Annotated in this window: 21 protein-coding genes and 1 pseudogene; 9 read left to right on the top strand and 13 right to left on the bottom strand. The window is 70.9% G+C overall.

Annotation, left to right across the window (positions count from 1 at the left end; translation table 11 throughout):
- The first annotated feature begins 64 nt into the window (after positions 1-64).
- The 7 genes from ACWHYA_RS01125 (at position 65) to ACWHYA_RS01095 (ending at position 5,097) form a co-directional block, all read left to right on the top strand.
- Positions 65-466: a hypothetical protein gene (locus tag ACWHYA_RS01125; protein ID WP_238695340.1), complete on the top strand. Its 402-nt coding sequence runs from the start codon at positions 65-67 to the stop codon at positions 464-466.
- A gap of 140 nt (positions 467-606) precedes the next feature.
- Positions 607-1,278 carry a DUF305 domain-containing protein gene (locus tag ACWHYA_RS01120; protein WP_134772570.1) on the top strand — a complete coding sequence of 224 codons (672 nt, stop codon included), beginning with the start codon at positions 607-609 and terminating at the stop codon, positions 1,276-1,278.
- A gap of 52 nt (positions 1,279-1,330) precedes the next feature.
- Positions 1,331-1,567, top strand: a complete 237-nt coding sequence (locus tag ACWHYA_RS01115; RefSeq protein WP_425939673.1) for a hypothetical protein — start codon at positions 1,331-1,333, stop codon at positions 1,565-1,567.
- On the top strand, positions 1,564-3,090 hold the full coding sequence (locus ACWHYA_RS01110; protein ID WP_134772571.1) for a multicopper oxidase family protein: 1,527 nt from the start codon (positions 1,564-1,566) through the stop codon (positions 3,088-3,090). Before ACWHYA_RS01115 ends, ACWHYA_RS01110 begins: the two co-directional genes overlap by 4 nt.
- Positions 3,091-3,136: 46 nt before the next feature.
- Positions 3,137-3,442 carry an SHOCT domain-containing protein gene (locus ACWHYA_RS01105; protein WP_134772572.1) on the top strand — a complete coding sequence of 102 codons (306 nt, stop codon included), beginning with the start codon at positions 3,137-3,139 and terminating at the stop codon, positions 3,440-3,442.
- Positions 3,443-3,527: 85 nt separating this feature from the next.
- Complete coding sequence (locus ACWHYA_RS01100) at positions 3,528-4,130, top strand: DUF305 domain-containing protein (RefSeq protein WP_425939676.1); 603 nt, start codon at positions 3,528-3,530, stop codon at positions 4,128-4,130.
- Positions 4,131-4,221: 91 nt separating this feature from the next.
- Positions 4,222-5,097: a potassium channel family protein gene (locus ACWHYA_RS01095; protein ID WP_134774733.1), complete on the top strand. Its 876-nt coding sequence runs from the start codon at positions 4,222-4,224 to the stop codon at positions 5,095-5,097.
- A gap of 76 nt (positions 5,098-5,173) precedes the next feature.
- On the opposite strand, the gene ACWHYA_RS01090 is transcribed toward ACWHYA_RS01095, so the two are convergent.
- The 13 genes and pseudogenes from ACWHYA_RS01090 to ACWHYA_RS01030 form a co-directional block, all read right to left on the bottom strand.
- Positions 5,174-5,584, bottom strand: a complete 411-nt coding sequence (locus ACWHYA_RS01090; protein WP_134772573.1) for a four-helix bundle copper-binding protein — start codon at positions 5,582-5,584, stop codon at positions 5,174-5,176.
- A gap of 223 nt (positions 5,585-5,807) precedes the next feature.
- Complete coding sequence (locus ACWHYA_RS01085; RefSeq protein ID WP_425940031.1) at positions 5,808-7,214, bottom strand: NADH-quinone oxidoreductase subunit N; 1,407 nt, start codon at positions 7,212-7,214, stop codon at positions 5,808-5,810.
- A 15-nt stretch (positions 7,215-7,229) separates the two neighbouring features.
- Entirely contained in the window at positions 7,230-8,720 is a 1,491-nt protein-coding gene (locus tag ACWHYA_RS01080) for a complex I subunit 4 family protein (RefSeq protein WP_425939678.1), read from the bottom strand.
- A 2-nt stretch (positions 8,721-8,722) separates the two neighbouring features.
- Complete coding sequence (locus ACWHYA_RS01075; protein WP_425939680.1) at positions 8,723-10,660, bottom strand: proton-conducting transporter transmembrane domain-containing protein; 1,938 nt, start codon at positions 10,658-10,660, stop codon at positions 8,723-8,725.
- Positions 10,657-10,959, bottom strand: a complete 303-nt coding sequence (locus ACWHYA_RS01070; protein ID WP_075957358.1) for an NADH-quinone oxidoreductase subunit NuoK — start codon at positions 10,957-10,959, stop codon at positions 10,657-10,659. The genes ACWHYA_RS01075 and ACWHYA_RS01070 overlap by 4 nt, the downstream gene beginning before the upstream one ends.
- Positions 10,956-11,519, bottom strand: coding sequence for an NADH-quinone oxidoreductase subunit J (locus ACWHYA_RS01065; protein ID WP_431473569.1), 564 nt, complete (start codon positions 11,517-11,519; stop codon positions 10,956-10,958). Before ACWHYA_RS01065 ends, ACWHYA_RS01070 begins: the two co-directional genes overlap by 4 nt.
- A 2-nt stretch (positions 11,520-11,521) precedes the next feature.
- Positions 11,522-12,502, bottom strand: a complete 981-nt coding sequence (locus ACWHYA_RS01060) for a complex I subunit 1 family protein (protein WP_425939684.1) — start codon at positions 12,500-12,502, stop codon at positions 11,522-11,524.
- Complete coding sequence (locus tag ACWHYA_RS01055; RefSeq protein WP_425939686.1) at positions 12,495-13,166, bottom strand: hypothetical protein; 672 nt, start codon at positions 13,164-13,166, stop codon at positions 12,495-12,497. Before ACWHYA_RS01055 ends, ACWHYA_RS01060 begins: the two co-directional genes overlap by 8 nt.
- A gap of 911 nt (positions 13,167-14,077) precedes the next feature.
- Positions 14,078-14,401, bottom strand: coding sequence for an NADH-quinone oxidoreductase subunit A (locus tag ACWHYA_RS01050; RefSeq protein ID WP_448095638.1), 324 nt, complete (start codon positions 14,399-14,401; stop codon positions 14,078-14,080).
- A gap of 297 nt (positions 14,402-14,698) precedes the next feature.
- Positions 14,699-15,309 (bottom strand): annotated as a pseudogene (locus ACWHYA_RS01045) (P-type ATPase); the annotation flags it as partial.
- 652 nt (positions 15,310-15,961) lie between these two features.
- On the bottom strand, positions 15,962-16,723 hold the full coding sequence (locus tag ACWHYA_RS01040; RefSeq protein ID WP_425939690.1) for a prolipoprotein diacylglyceryl transferase: 762 nt from the start codon (positions 16,721-16,723) through the stop codon (positions 15,962-15,964).
- A gap of 1,331 nt (positions 16,724-18,054) precedes the next feature.
- Positions 18,055-18,717 (bottom strand): hypothetical protein, encoded by a 663-nt coding sequence (locus ACWHYA_RS01035; RefSeq protein ID WP_425939692.1) that lies wholly within the window; start codon positions 18,715-18,717, stop codon positions 18,055-18,057.
- Positions 18,718-18,823: 106 nt separating this feature from the next.
- Positions 18,824-19,771 (bottom strand): ABC1 kinase family protein, encoded by a 948-nt coding sequence (locus ACWHYA_RS01030; protein ID WP_425940033.1) that lies wholly within the window; start codon positions 19,769-19,771, stop codon positions 18,824-18,826.
- 769 nt (positions 19,772-20,540) lie between these two features.
- Between ACWHYA_RS01030 and ACWHYA_RS01025 the strand changes: the two genes are divergently transcribed.
- A complete protein-coding gene (locus tag ACWHYA_RS01025) occupies positions 20,541-21,086 on the top strand; it encodes an ATP-binding cassette domain-containing protein (RefSeq protein WP_425939693.1) in 546 nt (181 codons plus the stop codon).
- Positions 21,083-22,615 carry an ABC transporter permease gene (locus ACWHYA_RS01020; RefSeq protein WP_425939695.1) on the top strand — a complete coding sequence of 511 codons (1,533 nt, stop codon included), beginning with the start codon at positions 21,083-21,085 and terminating at the stop codon, positions 22,613-22,615. The genes ACWHYA_RS01025 and ACWHYA_RS01020 overlap by 4 nt, the downstream gene beginning before the upstream one ends.
- Positions 22,616-22,722 lie beyond the last annotated feature (107 nt).

Genomic DNA, 22,722 nt, shown 5'->3' with positions numbered 1-22,722 from the left:
ATTCTCCAGGCAAACGCCACAGAAGCGCCATACCGACACCGTGTGTGTCCCGCACACTGGTGCCATGTCAGCACCAGCGGCCTCCCTGTCGGTGCAACCCCATGGCGGACGTCGCAACCTCTGGGCCACGATCCGTGCGGGCTTCGGTGTCGCACTGGGGATCCTGCCTCACCTCCTGCACCACGTCGGTCTGGTCGCCGGAGCCGCCCTCCTGACCGGAGCGTTCGGCAACGGGGTCCTCTTCCTCGTTGGCCTGCTGTTGAGCATCCCGCTCCTTCGACGGCTGCGGTTGAGGTTCCACAGCCGCTGGGCACCCGCGACCGGGGTCGCGGTCTTCACTGCTCTCTTCGCGCTGTCGGCTTTCGTCATCGGTCCAAGGATCGGCAACATCGGATCATTGGAGCAGACACCCTCCGCCCCCTCGCCGTCGGTGACGAAGCCGGCCGACCACGAGGAGCATCACTGAGGGGCGTCGGCATGCGCGGAGGCGCGGGCAAGGCACGGAGGATGAGGCGCGCCTCGCGCTTGTCCCGACCCTGGGATCTCCATCGAATCTCCATCGAACCTGATGCTCTTCGGCAGGTGAGCGGTGCAGGGTGGACCCTCGTGACCTTCTCAGCACCGCGACCAGTCCTGACCGCCGCCCTCGCGCTGACCCTGGCGCTCGGTGCCTGCAGCACCAGCACCGAGCCGGTGTCCGAACCGCCGGCGAGCCCCACGACCTCGAGCCCGACGAGGGATCTCGAGGGCACCACCGCAGAAGATCCGGCAGGAGCGACGGCGGCGCAGACCTCGCACAACTCGATGGACACCCAGTTCGCCCAGCAGATGATCGTGCACCACGAGGGCGCCGTCGAGATGGCCCAGCTGGCCCAGGAACGCGCCATCACTCCTCAGGTGCAGGACCTGGCCGGGCAGATCGAGGCGGCTCAGGACCCCGAGATCGAGCTTATGCACACCTGGCTGCAGGCATGGGGTGAGCCTTCCATGCCCGAGGACGACATGGCCGACATGGGCCACGGAGACATGGGCACGACGATGCAGATGGAGGGGATGACCCAGCAGGAAGCGATGGCCGAGCTGGAGTCGCACTCCGGGCAGGAGTTCGACCGCCGGTTCCTGGAGCTGATGATCGAGCACCACCGTGGAGCCATCCTGATGGCCGAGGGGGCTCTGACCGAGGGACAGGACCCGCAGGCTCAGGAGCTGGCGCAGCAGGTGGTGGCCGACCAGGAGGCCGAGATCGATGTGATGGAACAGATGCTGGAGGACCTGTGAAAGGACCTGACATGCATTGTGGAGCACTTCGGCGACGGCGGAGCCTGACCCGGTGACCTGGATCTGGCTCATGCTGCTGGTCGTGGGTCTGGTGCTGTTGGGGTACACGGTGGTGCGGGTGCTGCTCGGTGGCCTGGCAGACGGTTCCGGCGGCGCGGACCTGCGGGCTCCTTCCAGCTGGCCGCGGGCGCAGCAGGTCCTGGACGAGCGTTACTCGGCCGGGGTGCTGAGCACGCAGGAGTACGAGCACCGGCGGGGCGTGCTGGCCCGGGGCGAGGACGGGTCGTGAGGCCGGTCAGCCGTCGCACCGCGCTGACGATGGGTGGCGTGGGACTGGCGGGGACGCTCGTCGGTGGGACGGGTTTGTGGCGCGAGCTGTCCGCCCCCGACGCCGACGGGGCCTTCGGGGGTCGGGGCGACGAAGGCGGGGACGACGAGCTCGTTGAGCCCGAGGTGCTCAGCAGCAGCGACGGGCGGCTCGAGGTGCAGCTCCAGGCCCGGTTCGGCACGCACGAGGTCGCCGGACGGTCGGCCAGGACGATGGGTTACAACGGGGGCGTGCCGGGCCCGACGCTGCGGCTGCGGCCCGGGGACCTGCTGCGGATCGCGCTGGAGAATCAGCTGGACCACGTCACCAACCTGCACGTGCACGGGCTGCACGTCACCCCCGAGGGGAACGGTGACAACGTCTTCCTCGAGATCGGGCCCGGGGAGAGCCGCCAGTACGAGTACCGGCTGCCCGAGGACCATCCGCCGGGCGTCTACTGGTACCACCCGCACCATCACGGCACCGTGGCCGACCAGCTGTTCGCCGGGCTCTACGGGGCCATCGTCGTGGAGGAGGACGATCCTCCGGCCCTCGACCGCGAGCGAGTCCTGGTCGTCTCGGACATCACCCTGACCGGGGACGGGTCCGTCGAAGCTCCCTCGATGCCGGAGCGGATGATGGGCCGCGAGGGCGAGCTGGTCCTGGTCGACGGCCAGGTCGAGCCCCTGCTGCGCGGCCGGGCGGGTGAGCGGGAGCGCTGGCGGGTCGTCAACGCCTGCTCCTCGCGCTACCTGTCGCTGCGTCTGGCGGGTGAGGGCACCGACGTGCAGGTCCTTGGCCGTGACGTGGGCCGCCTTGCCCGGCCGGTCGACCTGGACCAGGTGGTGCTGGCCCCCGGCAACCGGCTGGACCTGCTGGTCGACCTGGCCGAGGGCGGGAGCGAGCTGGTCGCCGTGCCCGTGGACCGCGGTCAGATGATGGGCGGGATGATGGGCGACGACGTCGGCCCGGAGGACGCCGAGCGGGTCCTGGCGCGGCTGGAGGTCGGGCGGGGAGGCGGGTCGAGCGCCGGTGGCTCCGGCGACGGCACCGCCGGTGGGGCTCCTGGTCCCGACGGACCGCTGGCGGACCTGCGCGAGGCCCGCGTCGACCGGCGACGGGAGCTGACCATGGAGATGTCCATGGGCGGGATGATGGGCGGCGGTGGAGGCGGCAAGATGATGGACTTCACCATCGACGGGCGGTCCTTCGACGTCGACCGCGTCGACCAGCAGGTGCGGCTGGGCACCGTGGAGGAGTGGACGATCGGCAACGTCGGTCCCCTGGACCACCCGTTCCACCTGCACGTGTGGCCGATGCAGGTCATGGACGTGGACGGACGCCGCCCCCAGGACCCGCTGTGGCTGGACGTGGTGAACGTCCCCGCCGAGGGCAGCGTGACCGTGCGGATCAGGTTCGCCGACTTCGGCGGGCGGACCGTGTACCACTGCCACATCCTCGACCACGAGGACCTCGGCATGATGGGGACGATCCTCGTCGAGTGATCCCACCGATCGACAGCTGACCCGACCACCACCGGAAGGAGAAATCATGTACGGCAACGGATGGGGCATGGGTATGGGCATGGGCTGGATGTGGCTCGTGTGGCTCCTGGTCATCATCGCCGTCGTCGCCCTCGTGGCGCTGCTGGTCCGCTCCGGCGGCGACCGGGCCCGCACGCGCGGGCCGGTCGACCAGCCACACCCGCAGCCACCCGCGCACGAGGCCGACGAGGCGAGCACGTCCGGCGGCAGGTCCGCGGCGCGGCGGATCCTCGACGAGAGGTATGCCCGTGGGGAGATCGACGAGCAGGACTACCAGGAACGGCGCCGACGCCTCAACGAGCCGGACGGCTGAGACCACCTGCCACCCTGCCCTCGCGCCGTCCCCCCCTGACCGCACACCCTGACCGAACCACCCCTGACCGATCAGGAAGGAACCGATGATGTCCAGCCCGCACGAGCAGCACGACCAGCACGAGTCCTCCGGGCAGTCCGAGCAGGATCACCAGCAGCACAGGAAGCACGAGCGGAAGATGTACCTGATCTTCGCCGCGATGATCACCACCTCGACGGTGACGATGTTCCTGCTGACCTACACCAACGCCTGGACCTGGGGGCACATGACGTTCAGCGAGGAGCGGGTCTACATGGCCCTGCTGATGGGCTCGGCCATGGCCATCATCATGCTCGCCTTCATGTGGGGGATGATGTACAAGAACGTCACGGTCAACCTGGCGATCATCGCCGGCGCGCTCGTCCTGGGCCTGACCGCGCTGTGGCTCTCCCGCTCGCAGACCTTCGTGGAGGACCAGGCGTACATGAACGGGATGATCCCGCACCACTCGATCGCCATCCTCACCAGCGAGCGTGCTGACATCGACGATGTGCGCGTGCGCGAGCTGGCCGACGAGATCATCGAGGCCCAGCGCAAGGAGATCGCCGAGATGAAGTGGCTCGTGGAGGACATCGAGCAGAACGGCGCGGTCACCACCACCGAGGAGGCCGAGCAGCGGCCGGTACCGGAGCTCGGGACCAACCCGTGAGGTTCAGCTCCCGCGGGACAGGGGATGTGCCCTTCCTCCGCCCCTGCCGACGACAGACCGGGGGGCCTACCACCGGGGGAGGCGCCTGGTGATGGAGGTGGTGGCGACCGTCGCCGGGATCGTGGTGATCGTGATCGGTCTCCACGACATGTTCCACACCCTGCTGCACCCGACCGGGCAGGGGCGTCTGAGCCGCTTGGTGCTGGTCGGGGCGTGGCGGATCTCCAGGGCGACCGGGCACCGCCTGGGCTCGACCGTGGGGCCCCTGGCGATGGTCGTGGTCATCCTGCTGTGGGTGCTGCTGCAGCTGCTCGGGTGGGCATTGATTTATCTGCCGCACGTCCCCGAGGGGTTCATGTACTCCTCCGGGGTGGATCCCTCGGACTACCCGGACGTCCTGGAGGCCGTGTACCTCTCGGCGGTCACGCTGTCCACCCTGGGCTACGGGGACATGGTGGCGACCGACCTGTGGATCCGGACGGCTGCACCCCTGCAGGCCCTCACCGGGTTCGCCCTGCTCACCGCCGCCCTGACGTGGTTCACCCAGATCTACCCGCCCCTCTCCCGTCGCCGCTCCCTTGCCCTGGAGCTCAAGGGCCTGGCCGACAGCGACTGGGCGCAGAGCGTGGACGCGGAGGACCCGGCGGTGCTGAGCCGGGTGCTCGACACTCTCGCAGCCGAAATGCTTAAGGTGCGCATCGACTTCGCCCAGCACAGTGAGGGCTTCTACTTCCAGGAACGCGAGCCCGACTTCGCCCTGGCACGTCAGCTGCCCTACGCGCTTCAGCTGCGCGACGTTGCCCTGGCCTCGTCGCAGACGGTGGTGCGACGCAGCGGGCGTCAGCTGTCACTGGCCATCGAGGAGCTCAGCTCGGAGCTCGACGACAACTTCTTGCACACCGGGGGCGACCCCGAGAAGGTGTTCGCCGCCTACGCGGCCGACCATGGCCAGGAACCGCGCGCCTGAGTCCGTACCGCTCCCGTGGGAGCAACCCCCACGGGAGCGGGCCCCGGGGCGCCGGCACGATCGCCCGTAGCCCTGTTCAGCTCAGGGTGGTGAGCAGGTCGGCGCACGCCTGCTCGCAGCGGCGGCAGGCCTCGGCGCAGACCCGGCAGTGCTCGTGCATCTGGGCGTGCTGCTCGCACTCCTCGCCGCATACCGTGCAGGCGGTGCGGCAGGCCTCCAGCGCGGCCCGGGTCGTCTCCACGGTGTTCCCGGTCTGCCGTGACAGGACGTTGCCGGTGGCGGCGCACACGTCGGCGCAGTCGAGGTTCTTGCGGATGCAGGTGACCAGGTCGGCCACCATGTCCTCGGCCAGGCAGGCGTCCGCGCAGGCGGTGCAGGTCTGGGCGCACTCGAAGCACGCCTCGATGCACTCGGCGAGCTTCTGCTGGTCGACCGACCCCAGGTCCTTGGGGTAGGTCTGCAGCATCGTGGTCACGTGGTGGGTCATCGTGTTGCTCCCTTGCGTCGTGTCCGGCGTCGGTGCCGGTGTCTGGATCTGGTGCAGGGCCGGCCTGGGAGCCGGCCACGTCCGACGGTAGGCCCGGGGCTAGGAGGTCGCGACCGGAACCGGCCCGTGCGGGGCGAGGGGGCCGTGGGATCTGCTCGTCGAGCCGTCGGCCTCGCACCGTCCGGTTTCACGGCTGCCGGACTCGAGGTGCGCAGGGGGAGGCTCACGGGGAGAAGGAGGCCCAGAGGGCTCCGGACCCGATGCCGAGAAGGAGACTCAGGGCTGCGGTCGCGATCGCGGTGGTGCGCGACCAGTGGCCGGGTGTGCCGGCGTCGTCCTGGTGCTGCTCCGGTGTTTCGGGGCGGGCGTAGAGGGGCGCGATCCAGCGCAGGTAGTAGAAGAGGCTGACGACGGTGTTGACGAGGACGAGCACGGCAAGCCAGGCGTACCCGGCGTCCCAGGCCGCGGCGGTGGTGGTCAGCTTGCCGACGAAGACCACGGTGGGCGGGGTGCCGACGAGTCCGAGGAGCGCCACGACCAGGGCTGCGCCGAGCCACGGATGGGATCTTCCCATGCCCCGGTAGGAGCGCAGCTCGCGCCGTCGGGGGAGGGCGGTGGTGACGGCGAACGCGGAGAGGTTGGTGACGGTGTAGCCGGTCAGGTAGAGCAGCAGCGAGGGCAGCGCGAGGTCGCTGCGTCCGGCGACCGCGACCGGCACGAACAGGTAGCCCACCTGGCTGACGGTGGACCAGCCCAGCAGTCGCCGGGGGTCGGTCTGCCAGTAGGCGGCGAGGTTTCCCAGCGTCATGCTGATGCCGGCCAGCAGCGCGACCAGCAACGGCCAGGCGAGGGTGTCGGGAAGCATCGCGACGAGCCGGTAGGCGGCGATCACCGCCCCGATCTTGGGCACGGTGGTGAGGAATGCCGCGACTGCTCCGCCGGCACCCTGCGCCGCGTCGGGGACCCAGAAGTGCCCTGGGACACCTCCGGCCTTGAACAGCAACCCGCCCAGCACCGCCACGACGCCGGCGGCGACCACCCCTGCCGGCGCGTCAGCGAGCCGGTCGCTCAGCTCGGCGTAGGACGTGGTGGCTGACACGCCGTAGAGCAGCGTGACCCCGGCCAGCAGGAGAATGCCGAACAGGGCACCCAGCAGGTAGGTCTTCATCGCCGCCTCGGCGCCCAGGGGCGTGCGCGCGATCCCGATCAGGCCGTAGAGGGGGACGCTGGCCAGCAGGAACCCGACGGTCACGACGAGCAGGTCGTCCGCCCCGGCCAGGATCAGGGTGCCGGTGGTCGAGAACAGCAGCAGCGCGTAGGTCTCGCTCTCCCGGGGTGTGTCGGCGATCTCGTCGGAGGCCAGCGCCAGCACGACGAGGGTGCCGAGCGCGGCGACGATCCGGGCGACCCCGGTGGTGGTGTCGACCGTGAAGGTGCCTTCCATCGCCACCTGCGCCGGACCGGGCAGGTCGAGGGCGGCCAGGGCGGCCGCCACCAGCAGGACGGCCGCGGCGACGGCACGGGTGAGCCACTGTCGTGTCCGCGGCAGGAAGGACCCGCCCATCAGCACCGCGAGCCCGCCGAGGAACAGCACGATCTCCGGTGCGAGCAGGGCAGGCCGCATGGCCATGGACTCCACCGCGGCCTACCTCCCGACGAGCTGGACGAGGACCTGCGCCGCGGGCTCGATCACCTCGAGCAGCGGGCGGGGGAGGACACCGATGAGCAGCGAGAGTGCCAGCAGCGGAGCGATGCCCCACAGCTCGGCGGGGCGCAGGTCGCCGAAGCCGGCGGAGGCGCCCCTCGTCGGACCGGTGAAGATGCGCTGCAGAGCCCGCAGGAACAGCGCGGCGGTGATGAGGATGCCCACCAGCGCGACCGCGGTGACCGGTGCCGCGGCGATGCTGCCGGTGAAGATCTGGAACTCGGCGATGAAGCCCGACAGGCCGGGCAGGCCGAGCGAGGCGAACGCACCGACGGCGAACAGGGTCGCGAGCCTGGGGGCAGGACCGGCCAGACCTCCGTAGGAGGCCATGTCGTAGGTGCCGGCCCGGTCCCACATCACCCCCGCGAGGAGGAACAGGGCAGCGGTGATCAGGCCGTGGCTGACCATCTGGGTGACGGCGCCGGTGACCGCCACGGACCGCGCCTGCGTGGTGTCGTCGGCGACGATCCCGGCGGCGCCGACGGCCAGGACGACGTAGCCCATGTGGTTGACCGAGGTGTAGGCGACCATGCGCTTGAAGTCCGTCTGGGCCAGCGCCACCAGGGCGCCGTACACGACCGACACGATCCCGACCACGACGACCGCCCAGGCCCAGGCCCGCCAGGCCTCGGGCAGCATCGGCATCGCGATCCGCACGAATCCGTAGGTGCCCATCTTCAGCAGGACGCCGGCCAGGACGGCCGAGCCGATGGCCGGTGCGTCGGTGTGCGCCGGGGGCAGCCAGGTGTGGAACGGCACCGTGGGTGTCTTGACGGCCAGCCCGACCAGGATCGCGGCCAGGACCAGCCCCCCGGCCAGCGACGACCCCTCCAGCGGGGTCTGCTCGGCCAGCTCCACCATGTCGAACGTGTGCGGGTCGGCGGCGATGTAGAGCCCGATGAAACCGGCGAGCAGGGCCAGGGAGCCCAGGAAGGTGTAGAGGAAGAACTTCATCGCCGACCGGCCGGCCTCGCCGTGGCCCCACCCGGCGATCACGAAGTACATGCCGACGATGGACAGGTCGAAGAAGAGGAAGAACAGGATCAGGTCGGCGGCGACGAAGAGCCCCAGGCTCACGCTCTGCAGGAACAGGAACAGCGCCGCCTGGGTCCGGGGCCGGTCGCTGCTGCGGAGTGAGAAGACCGAGCAGGCCAGGAAGATCACCGCCGTCATCGCCACCAGAGGCAGGGACAGCCCGTCCACCCCGACGTGGTAGCTGCTGTTCACCCCGGGGATCCACTCGGCCCGCTCCTCGAACGCAAGCCGACCCGCCCCCGGTGGCTCGTAGGTCAGCCACAGCGCAGCGACGAGCGCCAGGTCGCCGGCGGCGACGACCACCCAGACCCACCGTGCAGCGCCGTCGCCCAGGCGTGACAGGGCCATCAGGGCCAGCGCGGCGGCCATGGGCAGGAAGACGATCAGACTGAGCACGTTCACCTCACCGTGAGCAGGAGCAGGACGCCGACCGCGAGGACCGCGACGGCCTGGACGTAGTAGTGGTGCAGCTGCCCGCTCTGCGGGCGACGTGCCATGCGACCGAGCTGGCGCACCCCTGCCGCGAGCTCCTCCGTGGCGCCGTCGAACCAGCGGTCGTCCGCCCGCCCGGCCCGCTGCGCAGCCTTCACGGTCGCCCGGGAACTGAACTCGACCGCACCGTCGAGCACCCGGTCGTCGAACCTCGCCGCCCGGCGCGCCAGGCCCAGGGTGCCCGACGCAGCCCCGGTCACGACCCGGTCCAGGACCCGGTCGTCGAAGCGGGCCAGCACCTGGGCCAGCGCCAGGGTCGGCAGGACGACGACGGTCCGCGTCGCCGGTTCCAGACCGAGCCAGCCGCGCGCCCACCGGGGCTGCGGCGCAGGCCGCCACCACAGGAGCGCGAGCACGGCGAGAGCGATCCCCGCCGAGGCCAGCATCTCCAGGAGGGTGGGGTGCAGCGGTTCCTCCCCGAGAGCGCGGGAGAGCGTGCCGCCCACCGGCGGCAGCGCGAGCAGGCCCAGCACCAGCGCACCCAGGGCGAGCAGGACCATCGGCGCGCGTTCGAGCGCTCCGACATGGCCGGTGCCCGGCTCCTCCTCATCCAGGTGCCCCTCGACCAGGGCGCGCTCCGCAGCAGGGACTCTCCGCCACACCGCGACCAAGATCTTGCCCGCGTAGGCCGCCGACAGGGCGGCGGCGGCCAGGCCGACCGCATACAACCACGGCGACTGCGCCAGAGCCGCGGCCAGGACCGCGTCCTTGGTCGCCCACAGGGCCAGGGGCGCGACCCCGGCCAGCGACAGCACGCCGAGCGTGCTGGCCCAACCCACCAGCGGCCAGCGCCGGGCGACCCCGCGCAGGCCGCTCAGGTCCTTGGTGCCCAGCGCGGTGAGCCAGGCCCCGGCGGCCAGGAACAGCAGCGCCTTGGTCGCGGCGTGCGCCACCAGGTGTGCCGCGCCTGCGCCGACCGAGGCCAGCCCGGCACCCATCACCACGAACCCCAGCTGGGCCGAGGTGGAGGCGGCGAGCAGCTGCTTGAGGTCCTGCTGGGCCAGGGCCACGGCACCGAGCAGCAACGCGGTCAGCGCGCCGATCCAGGCCGCGGTCGGCGCGGCCCAGCCCGTGGAGGTGAGCAACGGTTCGGTCCGCAGCAGCAGGTAGCCGCCCATGGCGACCATCGCGGCCGAGTGCAGCAGCGCACTGACCGGGCTCGGGCCCTCCATCGCCCGAGACAGCCAGAACGAGAACGGCAGCTGGGCCGCCTTGCCCAGCGCCGCGACCAGGACACCGGCCGCCACCACGTGCCGCCACCCCTCGCCGCTGGCCGACAGGTCGGCCAGCGCCAGCCCGCCGCCACCGGCGAGGGCGGCCCCGGCCGCGAGGTAGAGGCCGACGTCGGCTCCGCGGGTGGTCACGAACGCGGTGATGCCGGCGGAGACCCGGTGCTGCTCGCGCCACCAGAACCCGATCAGCGCGAACGACGTCGCACCCATGACCTCCCAGGCGAACAGCAGAGCGGGCAGGGTCTGCGCGGTCGCGGTCATGAGCGCGCTGGAGGCGAAGAGCAGCATGAGCCCGTGGAACCGTGCCCGCGACCGCCGGATCTCACCGGCGGAGAACAGCAGCACCAGCAGGGTGACGACCGCCACGGTCGGCACGACCAGGGCCGACAGGGCGTCCACGCCCAGGGCCAGGTCGCTGCCGGCCATGAACGGCACCGACACCTGCGGCCGGGCCACGGCCACGAGCACCGACAAGACGGCGGCGAGGCAGGCCGTGGCCAGTGAGATGGGCACCACCACACGCTCGAGGCGTGAGAGAGCCAGCGCGCCGCCGACGACCGCGGGCAGCAGCACGAGCAGCCACAGCGCGACCTGGGCCGTGGCCTGGTTCATCGGGACAGGTCCGTGGCCATGTCGGTCATGTCGGCCTGCCGTTCCCGGTGCAGCAGGGTGGCGACCGCGAAGCCCATCGCCATCTCCAGGGTCATCGCGGCGATGATCACCAGGAGCAGGACCTGCCCGGTGGGGGCCGGAGCCAGGAACCACCAGAACCCGGCGGCGGCCAGGATGACCGCGTTGATCATCAGCTCCAGGCCCATCATCACCATGACGACGACCTGCTGGGAGATCGCGCCGTACAGACCGACGGAGAAGATCGCCGCGGCAATGAGCAGGGTCGCCTCCAGGGTCATCGGCCCACACCTCCGGTCTGGGGGTCGTCGGGGGTGCGCCGCTTCAGGTCCTCGCCGAACCGGTCGTACCGGGTGCGGTGAGCCGCCAGCACGACCCCGGCCACGATGGTGGCCACCATGACCGGGCTGATCACGGCCATCACGAGCATCTTCGGGCCCATCAGCGCCTCGCCGAGGGCCACCGTGACGTCCGGCGGTGGGCTCCCCCGACGGGTGGGCCAGTCCACCAGCAGGATGCCCGCCGCCAGCACCATGAACGTGACCACCGCCGCGGCGGCGGCGGTCCTGTTGCTGTGCACCATGCTCATCGGCATCAGGGCGGGGTTCATCCCCATGAACATGACCATGTAGACGGCCATGACCGCCATCTCCATGACCATCATCAGGATCGTCACCACGCCCACGTAGTTCTGCTGCAGGAACAGCACCTGCAGGCCCACCGCGACGAAGGACAGCGCCAGGGCGTACGTGGCCCGGGCCATCGAGTCGACGTAGAAGACCGCGGCGCCGCTGAGGACCGCGACCAGCCCGAGGCCCCAGAAGGCGATGTCGGCGACCATGGTCAGGACCTCCACACGGCGACGACGGCGACAAGCAGGTCTTGGGCCAGCACGGCCGGAAGCAGCACCAGCCACCCCACCTCCATGAACGTGTCCGGCCGGAAGGCCGGCAACCGCCGACGCAGCCAGACCAGCAGCGAGAGCACGGCCACCGTCTTGACCAGCACCCAGGCCCAGTCCGGCAGCAGCGGACCGGCACCTCCGCCGAGAAACATCGGGACCGCGAACGCCGCACCGGCCGCCAGCAGGGCGTAGCGTCCCGTCTCGAACACCAGCCGGTCCACACCGGACAGCTCTGCCCGCACGCCACCGGCGACGTCGCTGCCCAGCGCCGGGGCGAAGGGCCCCCACACCGAGAAGGCCGCGACCCCGAGCAGGTAGACCAGAAAGGCCACCGGCATCCACACCACGAACCACAGCCCGTCCTGGGCCGCGGCGACCCTGCCCACGTTCAGGCTCTCCGCGGCGATCGCCGGGGCGACCAGGGCGAACATCAGCGGCAGCTCGTAGCCCAGACCGTGGGCCAGGAACCGGTAGCCCCCGACCAGCGAGTGCGCCGAGTTGGCGCCCCACCCGGTCAACCACACCAGGGCCCAGACCATGACGTCCATGGCGTTGAACCACATGACGCCCACGTCCAGGTCGAAGATCGTCCACCGGCCCAGCGGCACGACCGCCACCATCAGCGCGGCCGCGACGAGCAGCCCCGCACCACCGATGCGCCAGAGCAGGCTGTCGGCCTGCACCGTGGTGCGACGCCGTTGCCGCATCAGCCGGGCAGCCTCGCCGAAGGGCCGGGCAGCTCCGCCGGGTGCACCCCCCGGCCCGCCGCTGGAACGTGCGGAGAGGGCACCGTCGAGCATCGCGGCGACCACGACGAGGCCCCCGAGAACGGTGACCGCGGCGAACGCCCAGCCCGGCGCCACCGTGACGACCGGCGAGTCCGACCCTGCGACGTTCGGCATCGCCATCGGGTCAACCATGGGACACCTCGTGCTCGGCCTGGCCGACCCGCAGCCCGTGCACGTCGAGGCTGGCCAGGACCAGACGCGCCGCTGCCAGATCCAGCCCGACAACCAGCTGCGCCAGGTGGTCGGCCCAGACAGCTGGGCGGACGTCGTGCCGCCCTTCCCCGCCGCCGGAAGAGGTCGCGCGGTCCACCATGCGGAGCAACCGGTCGTAGGTGTCACCCACGACGTCCACGGGCAGCCCGTGGTGGCGGACCTCCTCCTCGGTCAGCGGGCACAGCCCCCGCAACGACCAGCGCAGCGCCCACGAACGACGCAGCCTGCGCCGGAGCCGTTCGACGCCCGGGTCCGAAGGCCCGCCGCCAGTCTCCAGTGCCGCGTCCCGGATCCGTCGGGCCTGGGCCGCAGCATCGTCCCACCCGGCCAGCGCGAGCACGGAGACGAGATTGTCGAGCCCGCGTGCCCGCGCGTCGGCTTCGTCCCCGCCATCGTCTCCGGCCCCGAACACCTCGGCACGGGCCTGGGTCAGGAGGTCCCCCTGCAGCGAGCAGTGCAGCACCAGGCCCGCAGGCCAGTGAGGCAGCACCGGGCCCAGCCGGACCCTCAGGACGTCCATCTCCAGCCCGTCCCGGTCCGCACCACCCTCGGCCAGGGGGATCCCGCCCGGAGCCATGTCCATACCCCCGTGCCCGCCGTGACCCGCGTGGCCCTCGTGCCCGCCATGTCCTTCGTGGCCCCCGTGACCCTCGTGGCCTTCGTGGCCGCCGTGACTCTCATGACCCTCGTGGCCTTCGTGGCCGCCGTGACTCTCATGGCCCCCGTGGCCTTCGTGGCCGCTGTGACTCTCGTGGCCTTCGTGGCCGCCGTGACCCTCGTGGCCTTCATGCCCGCCATGTCCCTCATGGTTGCCCTGGCCCTGACCTCCGCCGGGGTCCTGGTGCCCATCGCCATCGCCGTGATCGCCATGACCACCGGGATCCTCGTGCCGACCCTGATCCTCTGGCCGGCGGTGCCGACCCTGGGTATGGGCACCGTGCTGTGCGTCGGGGGCCTCCCGGTGACCACCGTGTCCCGGGTGGTCCTGTCCGGCCTCGGTGTGGCTCACCTCCGCCTGTTCCCCTGGCAGAGACTCTGTTCCCTCCGCGGCACGTTCTGCGTGGGCGGCGGGGTCGGCGTGGTCTTCGTGGTCTTCGTGGTCTTCGTGGTCGCCCCCGGCCTCGGCGTCGTGAGGCTGGTGGGCCAGCAGATCGTCGGCTCCGGGCCGGTGGAGCGCGTCACGCTGGTGGTGAGCGAGCTCGAGGAGGCGGGCGTGCGCGTCGTCGAGAACGCCCACGGTGTCGCTGTGCTTGAGTACCTCGACCCGCACCCGTGGCCCTGGCATCTGGTGCCACACGAGGTCGACGGCCTGTGTGAGCCGCGACCCGGGTACGCCGCACACGATGAGAACGTCGGCGTCTGCCGGGGACTGGGCCAGCTGCCATCCCCGCGCGAGCACGGCGCGCTCGACGTGCATCCGCGTGCGCCCCCATCCGGGGACCTCGACCACGAGGGCGTGCGCATGCCGTGCGGCGAGCCTCGAGGTCGCCGTGCTCAGACCCATCGCAGGGCACCTTCCCGCCACGCCCACAGGACGGCGACGAACAAGGCAGCGAGGAAGAGGAACATCTCGACGACCGCCGTGGCTCCGATCTCGGCCACCACCACGGCCCATGGATACATGAAGAGCATCTCGACGTCGAAGGCCAGGAAGAGCAAGGTCGCCAGGTACCACCGCACGTGGTAGCGGGACAGCGCGTGCTGGTGCGGGGTCCAGCCCGACTCGAACGGAAGCACCTCCAGGGGATCCGGCGTCACCGCCGTCCTCCGGTGGAGCCCGTACAGCACGAGGACGGGCACGACCGCGGCCACGGCCATCACGGCCACACCCACGTACATGAGCCTCCTCTCGGCACCAAAGATCCTGCACTGCCGTCGCGGACCTGTCGATCCGACACGCGCCCACCCAGCCCAGACAACCACCCACCAATGTTGGAAGAACCACCCCTCGACCCGGGCGGCGGGTTGCCGTCCCCCGACAGCGAGGCGGTGTCCGATGCCCGCATGCGACCTCCCGGGAGTGGTGGGAACGCGTGAGTGCCGCTCAGGGCCCAGTCTGCGGCGAGCCCGGAACGTCGTCCGGAAAGGGGCAGCACGGCCCCCGACGACTCAGGAGACGCCGTTGCCGCCGTCCGCGGCGAAGTAGTGGACCTGAGTCAGCCGACCCCTGGCGCGGGCGTGCCTGGCGACGGCGCGGCCGATCGGGTGTTCGGAGGCGTCCTCCAGCGCACCGTCCACGGCAAAGACCTGCTCGAGGAGACTCACCCTCGGCGGCGTGCACGGTGGTGACGCCCACCCGGCCGGCGGTGACGGTGCCGGTCTTGTCCAGGACGACGGTGTCCACGCGCCGGTGGACTCCAGGATCTCCGGGCTCCCGATGACGATGCTCAGCGGGGCCCCGCGGCCGGTGCCTACGAGCAGTGGGGCGGGGGTCGCCGGGCCGAGGGCGCAGGGGGGCAGGGGGGCAGGGGATGATGAGCACGGCCGTGGCTGCGGTGAACGCCGCGGTGGTCGAGGCGCCCAGCAGCAGCCAGGTGCCCAGGGAGAGCAGGATGAGGGGGACGAACACCGCCGAGATCCGGTCGGCCAGTCGCTGGACCTCGGCCTTGCCGTTCTGCGCGTCCTCAACCAGGGCGGGCCATCTGCGCCAGCTGGGTGTCGGCACCGACGCGGCTCGCCCGGGCCACGAGCCGGCCTCCGGCGTTGACGGTGGCGCCGACAACGCTCACCTGCGAAGAGCATCAGGTCCGATTCGATGGAGGTTCGATGAAGATCCCAGGGTCGGGACTGAGAAGGAGGTATACGCCCATGCTGGGGACGCCGCAGGCCGGTGCAGCAGCCGTACCCGTGCCGGTCCAGCGTGGTTCCGTGGGCTTGGTGTCTTCCCCGGGGTCCTGTGACAGGGGGACGCACCCGCTTGACACCGGATCTGGGCGTCCGTCTGGGGGGAGGACCTCACCGATCGGCTCCGATGCTGGCTGGCCCTCGACGAGCAGACTTCCTTGACGAACAGGCTTCCTGTTTGCGGGGGTGGCCCCCCGCCATTCCCGTTCGTACCGGGCCCACACTGAGCGTTCCGCGAACGTCCCTCGTGGTGTCAACCAGAAGCGTCCCCGTCGATCTGCCCCTCCCACGGCTGGGCCACGCCTCGGGTGGGCGTCCAGTTGGCCGCCTATCCGCGAGCCTCCACGGGGTAACCGATCCTGCCTCGTGCCGTCGCCGTCCGCACCGCAGTTCCAGGATGCGCTAGTCCCCGCGAACGGCATCCTGCCGTGCGAGGAGAGCCAGCAGCAGGCCCGGGAGCGACCCCCGCCCGGTGCGACCCTCGCCCTCGCGGGGCGACGGCACGCAGGGGACCCACGCCCCGCCCCGGCGTGATCACGTCGTGGGCGCAGCCAGGCTCTTCTCCATCAGACCCGGAGCCTGGGCGAACCGGCCGCTCAGCACGAGCGCCCCGCCGACCAGAACGCTGACCAGCGCCCAGAGCTGGGGTTGGGTGAGCCCCGCCAGGACCGGGTCGTTGATCCGGACGAACTCGACCGAGAACCGCGCCATGCCCGACAGCACGAGGTAGGCGCCGAACACGGGGACGGGGGCCCAACGCGGGCCGATGTGGACCAGGACCGCGACGATCAGCACGGCGGCGGCGACCTCGTAGAGGGGGGTTGGGTGCACGGGGACGTCGGTGGGCACGACCCCGTTGGGAAACGCCATTCCCCACGGCAGGTCCGTGGGGCGGCCGTACGTCCCGTCCCCCGACAGGAGGCATCCCAGGCGCCCGATGGCGTACGCGAGGGTGAGGGGGACCGCGACGGCCCCGGCGACAACCCCGCCCGGCAGCCTGTGGCGTCGGACGACGACGAGGGCGGCCACGGTGCCGCCGACCAGCCCGCCGTACCAGGTGAAGCCCATGCCGCCCAGGTCGTGCAGGCTGATCGACGGGAGCTGCTCGAGCAGGTAGTAGATCTTCGCGCCGAAGAATCCCCAGACGGTGGACCATAAGACCAGAGCATGCGCGGAGTCCTTGCTCAGGCCCCGTCGTTCGAAGGCCCGGCCCAGCAACCACGCCGCGACCAGCGCAGCTGCCGCCTTGCTCAGGCCGTAGGTCTGTACGTCGAACCCGAGGATGGTGAACAGCACCGGACTCACAGTGTCTCCCGTCGTGGACCGAACTTAAAAGCCGTCCGTCGACCGAGGCGGCCGGCGAGGCGACCACGCCATCCTCATGGGTGAAGGCGAAGGGCGGGTTGGCGTTCGGTCTCGGTTTGACGAAGAGGCCCCGAGGTCAAGACCAGGGCGGACGGCTCCATCGAATCTTCACCGTCTGCGTGGAGGACCCATACCTCTCTCTGGTTTGGTCGGAGGCCTAGTGCTCCCTTGGGGGTAGGTGGAGGTGGACAATGATGGTGACTCGGAGCTATCAGGTCTGGGGACTGACCTGCGGTGCCTGCCTGGCGCTGGTCCTGGACGGGGTTCGAAGCCTGTCCGGAGTCCGGTCGGCGGCAGTTGACCTTGTCCGGGGTGGTGGGTCTCGACTCGTCATCACCGCCGGGACGGTACTTCCCACCGCGACCGTCCGTGCAGCGGTGGAGCGGGTCGGGTTCGCCCTGGTCGAGATCGGAGGGGTCCAGCACGAGGAAGGTGGTCCCACCAGCACCGTGTCGGCGAGCGGTCAGCCGTTCTAGGCCGCTGGCAGTCCCGTCACGATCGTGTTCCCCGACGCCGCCGGCCAGGGAGTACGGGAGCCGGCGACTGGACGAAGGGTTGAGGCCAACGGCGGAGCACGATGGCCCAGGGCCTCCCCGGCCCCTCCCGGGAGCAGCTGCGTGGGCGTCGTTGGAAGGGCCGGTGCCGTCGTAGACCAAGGCACGAGGAGGGGTGGCGACGCGAGCGTCCCCGTCGATGGTCCCGGCTCGAACGTCCCCGTCGATGGTCCCGGCTCGAACGTCAAGGGGATCGCTGATGCGGTCCGCAGCCCGCCCGACAGGGGTTCATCGGGCTCCCGACAATCCCAACCGGGTGGCACTGGTCACCGGCGCCGGGTCAGGGCCGTCGAGTACGGCCGGGCGGTAGCGCACGTCAGCAACGTGGGCGTCTCGGGCCTAGAGGGCGTCGTGTAAGAGCGCACCGCCCTCTTCACCCACGCCACCCTGCTCGGGCAGCTGCCTGGGCGCACCGAGGTGACGCCGGCCGCACGGACCGGTCCCTGGGTTCTGCCTGTGGGGGCCCTCGTCGTCAACATGTTGCGGCAGACGTGGTTCGGCCGGCAGACACCCATCCGCCAGGCCCCGCGCTGCCGGCACGGTCACCATCACCGGTGAGGCTGTTGGCGCTCGTCCTCCTGCGGGTGCGCGACCACACCCGGACGCCGCCGCTGCCGTCACGCCCCGGGGCCGGAGCTGCTCAGGCCCGGTCGGGTCCGGACAAGGCCCCTCCTGGTCCTGGTGGTCGTGCCTGAGCGGCCGCCTCGGTCACGGCCTGGGGTGCTCTACCGGCGATTCCGGACGGGGGAGGGGCGGCGAGCGGCGGTGCGCCGGGCGGTCGCGCAGGGAGTCCCTGACCAGGGAGGCGGCCAGAACGCCCAGACTCCCCGCACCGGCGGCCACGAGCGGACCCCGCCACGCCTTCCACCCTCCGCCCTCGCCACCTACTCCGCGTCCCACGGCGTCGATTAGTGAGGCTGCGATCACGCCGGCGACGATCCGGTTGCCGATGCGGTGGATCTCCCGGACGATCTCCTGCAGCTCGTCGGCACTGAGGTGAACGTCGAAGCCGCCCCGTTCCAGCACCTGCGCCAGGTCGCGCAGGCCCTGCGGCGCGTGGGAGCTCGCCGCAAGCAGTTCACGTGCCACGTGAATGATCCGCTCGGCCACGGCGTCGGGGGAGTGGCGCCGCAGCGCGAGACGCTCGGCGTAGGGGGCCAGCACCGTGGCCAGCTCGAAGTCCGGGTCGAGGCGACGCCCCAGCCCCTCGGCCATGAGCAGCATCTTGAACAGCAGCGCAAGGTCGTGGGGCAGCGTCAGCTGGCGCCGCCGGGCGACCCCCAGGACCTCGGTGATCAATCCGGTCAGCGCGAGCTCTGCCAGGGGCACCCCGCCGAACCGTTCCACGACCGGCCCCAGGTCGACCTCCAAGGCCCCGCGGTCGACGTCGGGAGGGTGGCCGACCAGGCTCAGCAGGGCGTCGGAGGTCCCTCCCAGGTCCCCGCGAAGCAGGTTGATGAGCAGCTCGACCAGCTGCTCACGAAGGCTCGGTCAGCTCGCCAACCATGCCGAAGTCGATGACGGCCAGGCTGCCGTCGGGGGCGACGAAGAAGTTGCCGGGGTGCGGGTCAGCATGGAAGAGGCCGTCCTCGAAAACCATCTGGCACAGGACGCCGGTGGCGCGCACAGCCAGCTCCCGTCGGTCGATGCCGGCGGCATCGAGGGCCTGGAGGTCGTCGATCTTCATGCCGTGGACGCGTTCGAGGGTCAGGACCCGTGGCGTGGTCGTGGTGCGGTACACCACCGGGATGTGCACCTGCGGGTCACCGGCGAACGAGCGTGCGAACCGTTCGGCGTTGGCCGCCTCCGTGAGGTAGTCTAGCTCGGCACGCAGGGTCCGGGAGAAGTCCTGGACGATGCCCACCAGGTCGTAGCCGCGTGCGAGCTCGGAGTGCCGGCTCGCGGTGGCGGCGAGGCTCTGCAGGATCTCCAGGTCCCTGCTCACCGTCTCCACCGCCGCCGGTCGGCGCACCTTCACCACGACCTCGTCGTCCCCGATCCTGGCCGTGTGCACCTGCCCGATCGAGGCGCTGGCCAGTGGTCGACCGTCGAAGCGATCGAACGCCCCTGCACCTCCGAGCTCCTCCGCCAGCGTTTGCATGATGACGTCGGTGGGTACCGGCACTGCCGCGTCCTGCAGCTTGGCCAGCTCGGCGGTGTAGGCCAGCGGCAGAAGGTCCGAACGGGTCGACAGGATCTGGCCGAGCTTGACGAACGTCGGACCGAGCTCTTCCAGAGCCAGCCGCAGGTGCTCCGGCTGACTGTACCGACGGCCCCGCTCTGCCCCGGCAGCCCACGGCGGAACGGGATGCGTCCCTGCAACCCCGCCACTCCCACGGCGAACCCGAAACCGTGGACCGACAACGTCTCGACGATCTCCCGGTAGCGTCCCGTCGGAAACCCACACCCCACCTCCGCGCTCCATGACGGATTTTACTCCCCCTGCCGGAGGTCCACCACAGTCTAGATGGCGGAGGTCGACATCCACTGCTCGACGTCCCCGAAGCAGCTCCCGGCCGCTACGAAGGCTGGCGTCGGTGGCTGTGACCCTGTTCCTGCGGACCACCAGGGTGACTGTCCGGCAGAGCCGAGCAGCCCTCAGGTGCGGACACGGTCGATCTGGCCGCCGGCGAGGAAAGCCCTGCAGGTCGACCTCGCCGGGCGTGTGCCAGCCGATACAACCCCCCACCGCGGGATCGCACGAGCGCGGGGCCGGCAGATGATGCAGCCTGACCCCTGATCAATGCCGCAGAGGACGGGGGACCTTCACCTGGCCAAGACCGGGGACCGGCAGCTGACGCTTGACATCGTGGGTTGGGGCAGAATCGGATACCAGCCTCTCCGTCCCGTCGCAGGGATCGCGATCGCCCGACGGTCGACAACACGGAAACGACAGCAGTCCTGAACGTGATCTCCATGGAGCAAGCACAGGGTGGGAGCTGAACAGGCAGCGAAGCCCTTCGGTGGGGGCTGAACAGGCAGCGAACCCCATCGGTGGGAGCTGAAGAGGCAGCGGACCCCTTGCAGATGATGGAGGTGAGCGAGCCGTGTCTGTCCGCGAAGAGGCTGGCGCTGGCCCTGCACGGAGCACCGAGCTGCAACGGTCGCAGCCGCTCCTCGTGACCCGGGACGTGGCCAAAGCATACGGACGCTGGGGGCTCACGGGGCGGCGGTCGGTGCGCGTCCTGACGGGTGTGGATCTGACCCTGCGCGGCGGAGAGGTCGTCGGGCTGGTGGGGGAGAACGGGTCAGGAAAGTCGACGCTGATGCGCATCCTCGTCGGCGACCTGGCCCCGGACGAGGGCACCGTGGACCTGTCCGGCTCGTTGGGCTACTGCCCGCAGCAACCGGTGGTCTACCCCAGGCTCACCTGCGACGAGCACTTCGAGCTCTTCGGCTCCGCCTACCGCATGGCCCCCCCGGCACAGGCTGACGCCCGGCGCCTGCTGTACGAGGAGCTGGGGTTCTCCCGATTCGCCTCGGCCCGTGCCGATCAGCTCTCCGGCGGCACGCTCGCCAAGCTGAATCTCGCGCTGGCGCTGCTGCCCGACCCGAAGGTGCTCCTGCTGGACGAGCCCTACGCCGGCTTCGACTGGGACACCTACCAGAAGTTCTGGGGTCTGGTCGCAGCGCGCCGCCTCCGCGGGTGCGGGGTGCTCATCATCAGCCACTTCATCGCCGACCAGCAGCGCTTCGACCGGGTCGTCACCCTCCGGGACGGCAGGGCGTGGTCCACGTGACCCCGCTCCTGCTGGAGCGCAGGTTCCTGACGGACTATGCCCGCAACGGCACCAACCTGCTGCTGCTGGCGATCGTCCCGGTGACGTTCGTCCTCCTCGCCGCTCCCCGTCTCGCCGGCTACGCGGCGCTCATGGGGGCAGCGCAGGCCGGGCCTGGCGTCGAGACCGTCACCGCCGGCTGGGCGGCCGGCTTCCTGACCGGGATCGCCATGTACTTCCAGGTTGCGTCCTCCCGGGCCGGTGACCGGCGACTGGTGGTGGCGGGCCAGTCCCGGGCACGACTGGCCGGGGCCCGCCTCCTTGCCGGGGCAGCACTGGCTGCCCTGGCGACCGGTGCAGCCGTGGCAGCTCTGGGGCTGCGTCAGGGGCTGGACCGACCGGTCCCGACCATCATCGGCACCGCCATGTTCGCGGTCGTGTACCTCGCGATCGGCGCGGCGGTCGGGGCGCTGGTCCCCACACCGGTCAACGGCACGGTCCTGCTCCTGTTCGTCTGGATCCTGGACGTCTTCTTCGGTCCGGCGGTGAGCGGTTCCACCTCCGCGGTGCTGCGTCTGCTGCCCACGCACTTCATCTCGCTGTGGATCGTGGACCGGCCACCGGGCCATGGTGGACCCGGAGCACTCGCGTGGTCCGTCGCCTGGGTGGCCGCCGCGCTGGCCATCGCATACGTGATCGTTACTGTCGGCTCGGCACCGCACCGGTCCAGGGCGGACACGGACCGTCCCGACCAGCTGCAGGTCGCGGTGCTTATGGGACTGAAGGACTGGCGACGGACCCCGCTGCTGTGGCTGTTGCTGGCGGCCGTGCCTGCAGTGTTCATCCTTCTGGCGGACGTCATCACCCCTCCCGGAAGCACGCCCGTCCTCGTGCGGGAGAACGGTCTTCAGGTCACCCAGGTGATGGATCCCGCGGTCATCCACTCCGGGACGATGGCCCCGGAAGCGATCGCCTCCCTGGCTGCGCTGGTGGGCGTGTTCGTCGTCCTGGACGCTCGGGCTGGGGACCGGCGGCTGGTGCTGGCAGGACAACGTGTTCTCGTCGCCGTGGCCAGCAGGATGATCCTGGTCATGCTCGCGGCCGTCCTGGTGAGCCTGGCCTCTCTGGCGGTGACGGCAACGGTCTTCACCGCCGACCAGTGGCTCGTCTACGGGCTCGGGGGAGTGGTCCTGGCCCTCACCTACGGCCTCGTCGGCATGCTGCTGGGTCCGGTTCTGGGCCGGGTGTCCGGTGTCTTCCTGGCCTTCCTCCTCCCATTCGTCGACCTCGGACTAGGACAGAGCCCGATGCTCGGTGGTGAGCCCACCCGGTGGTCGCGGTGGATGCCTGGGTACGGCGGCATGCGTGTGCTCATCGACGGTGGACTGACCGCCGGCTTCGACGAGACGGCCAGCCTCGCCATCGCCGTGATCTGGCTGCTGCTCCTGGGCGCCGCGGTGGTCCTGATGCTCATGCGGACGCTGAAGGTCCAGGGGCGGCACGCCGGGGCGGGACGCCTCAAGGGTCGCGACGTCGTATCGCCTCACTGACCGGGTCGACGAGGCTGCCCCCACGGCCCCCGGCGGACCGGGTCGACCCGCAGCGGCACTCTCCGGGCCCAGGACGGGCGGCCGCGGCGGACGGGAGCCCCGGTGGG

This window comes from Ornithinimicrobium carbonis, assembly GCF_977012275.1.
Note: the sequence above shows the minus strand (reverse complement) of the source record. Positions and strands in the feature narration are given on the sequence as shown.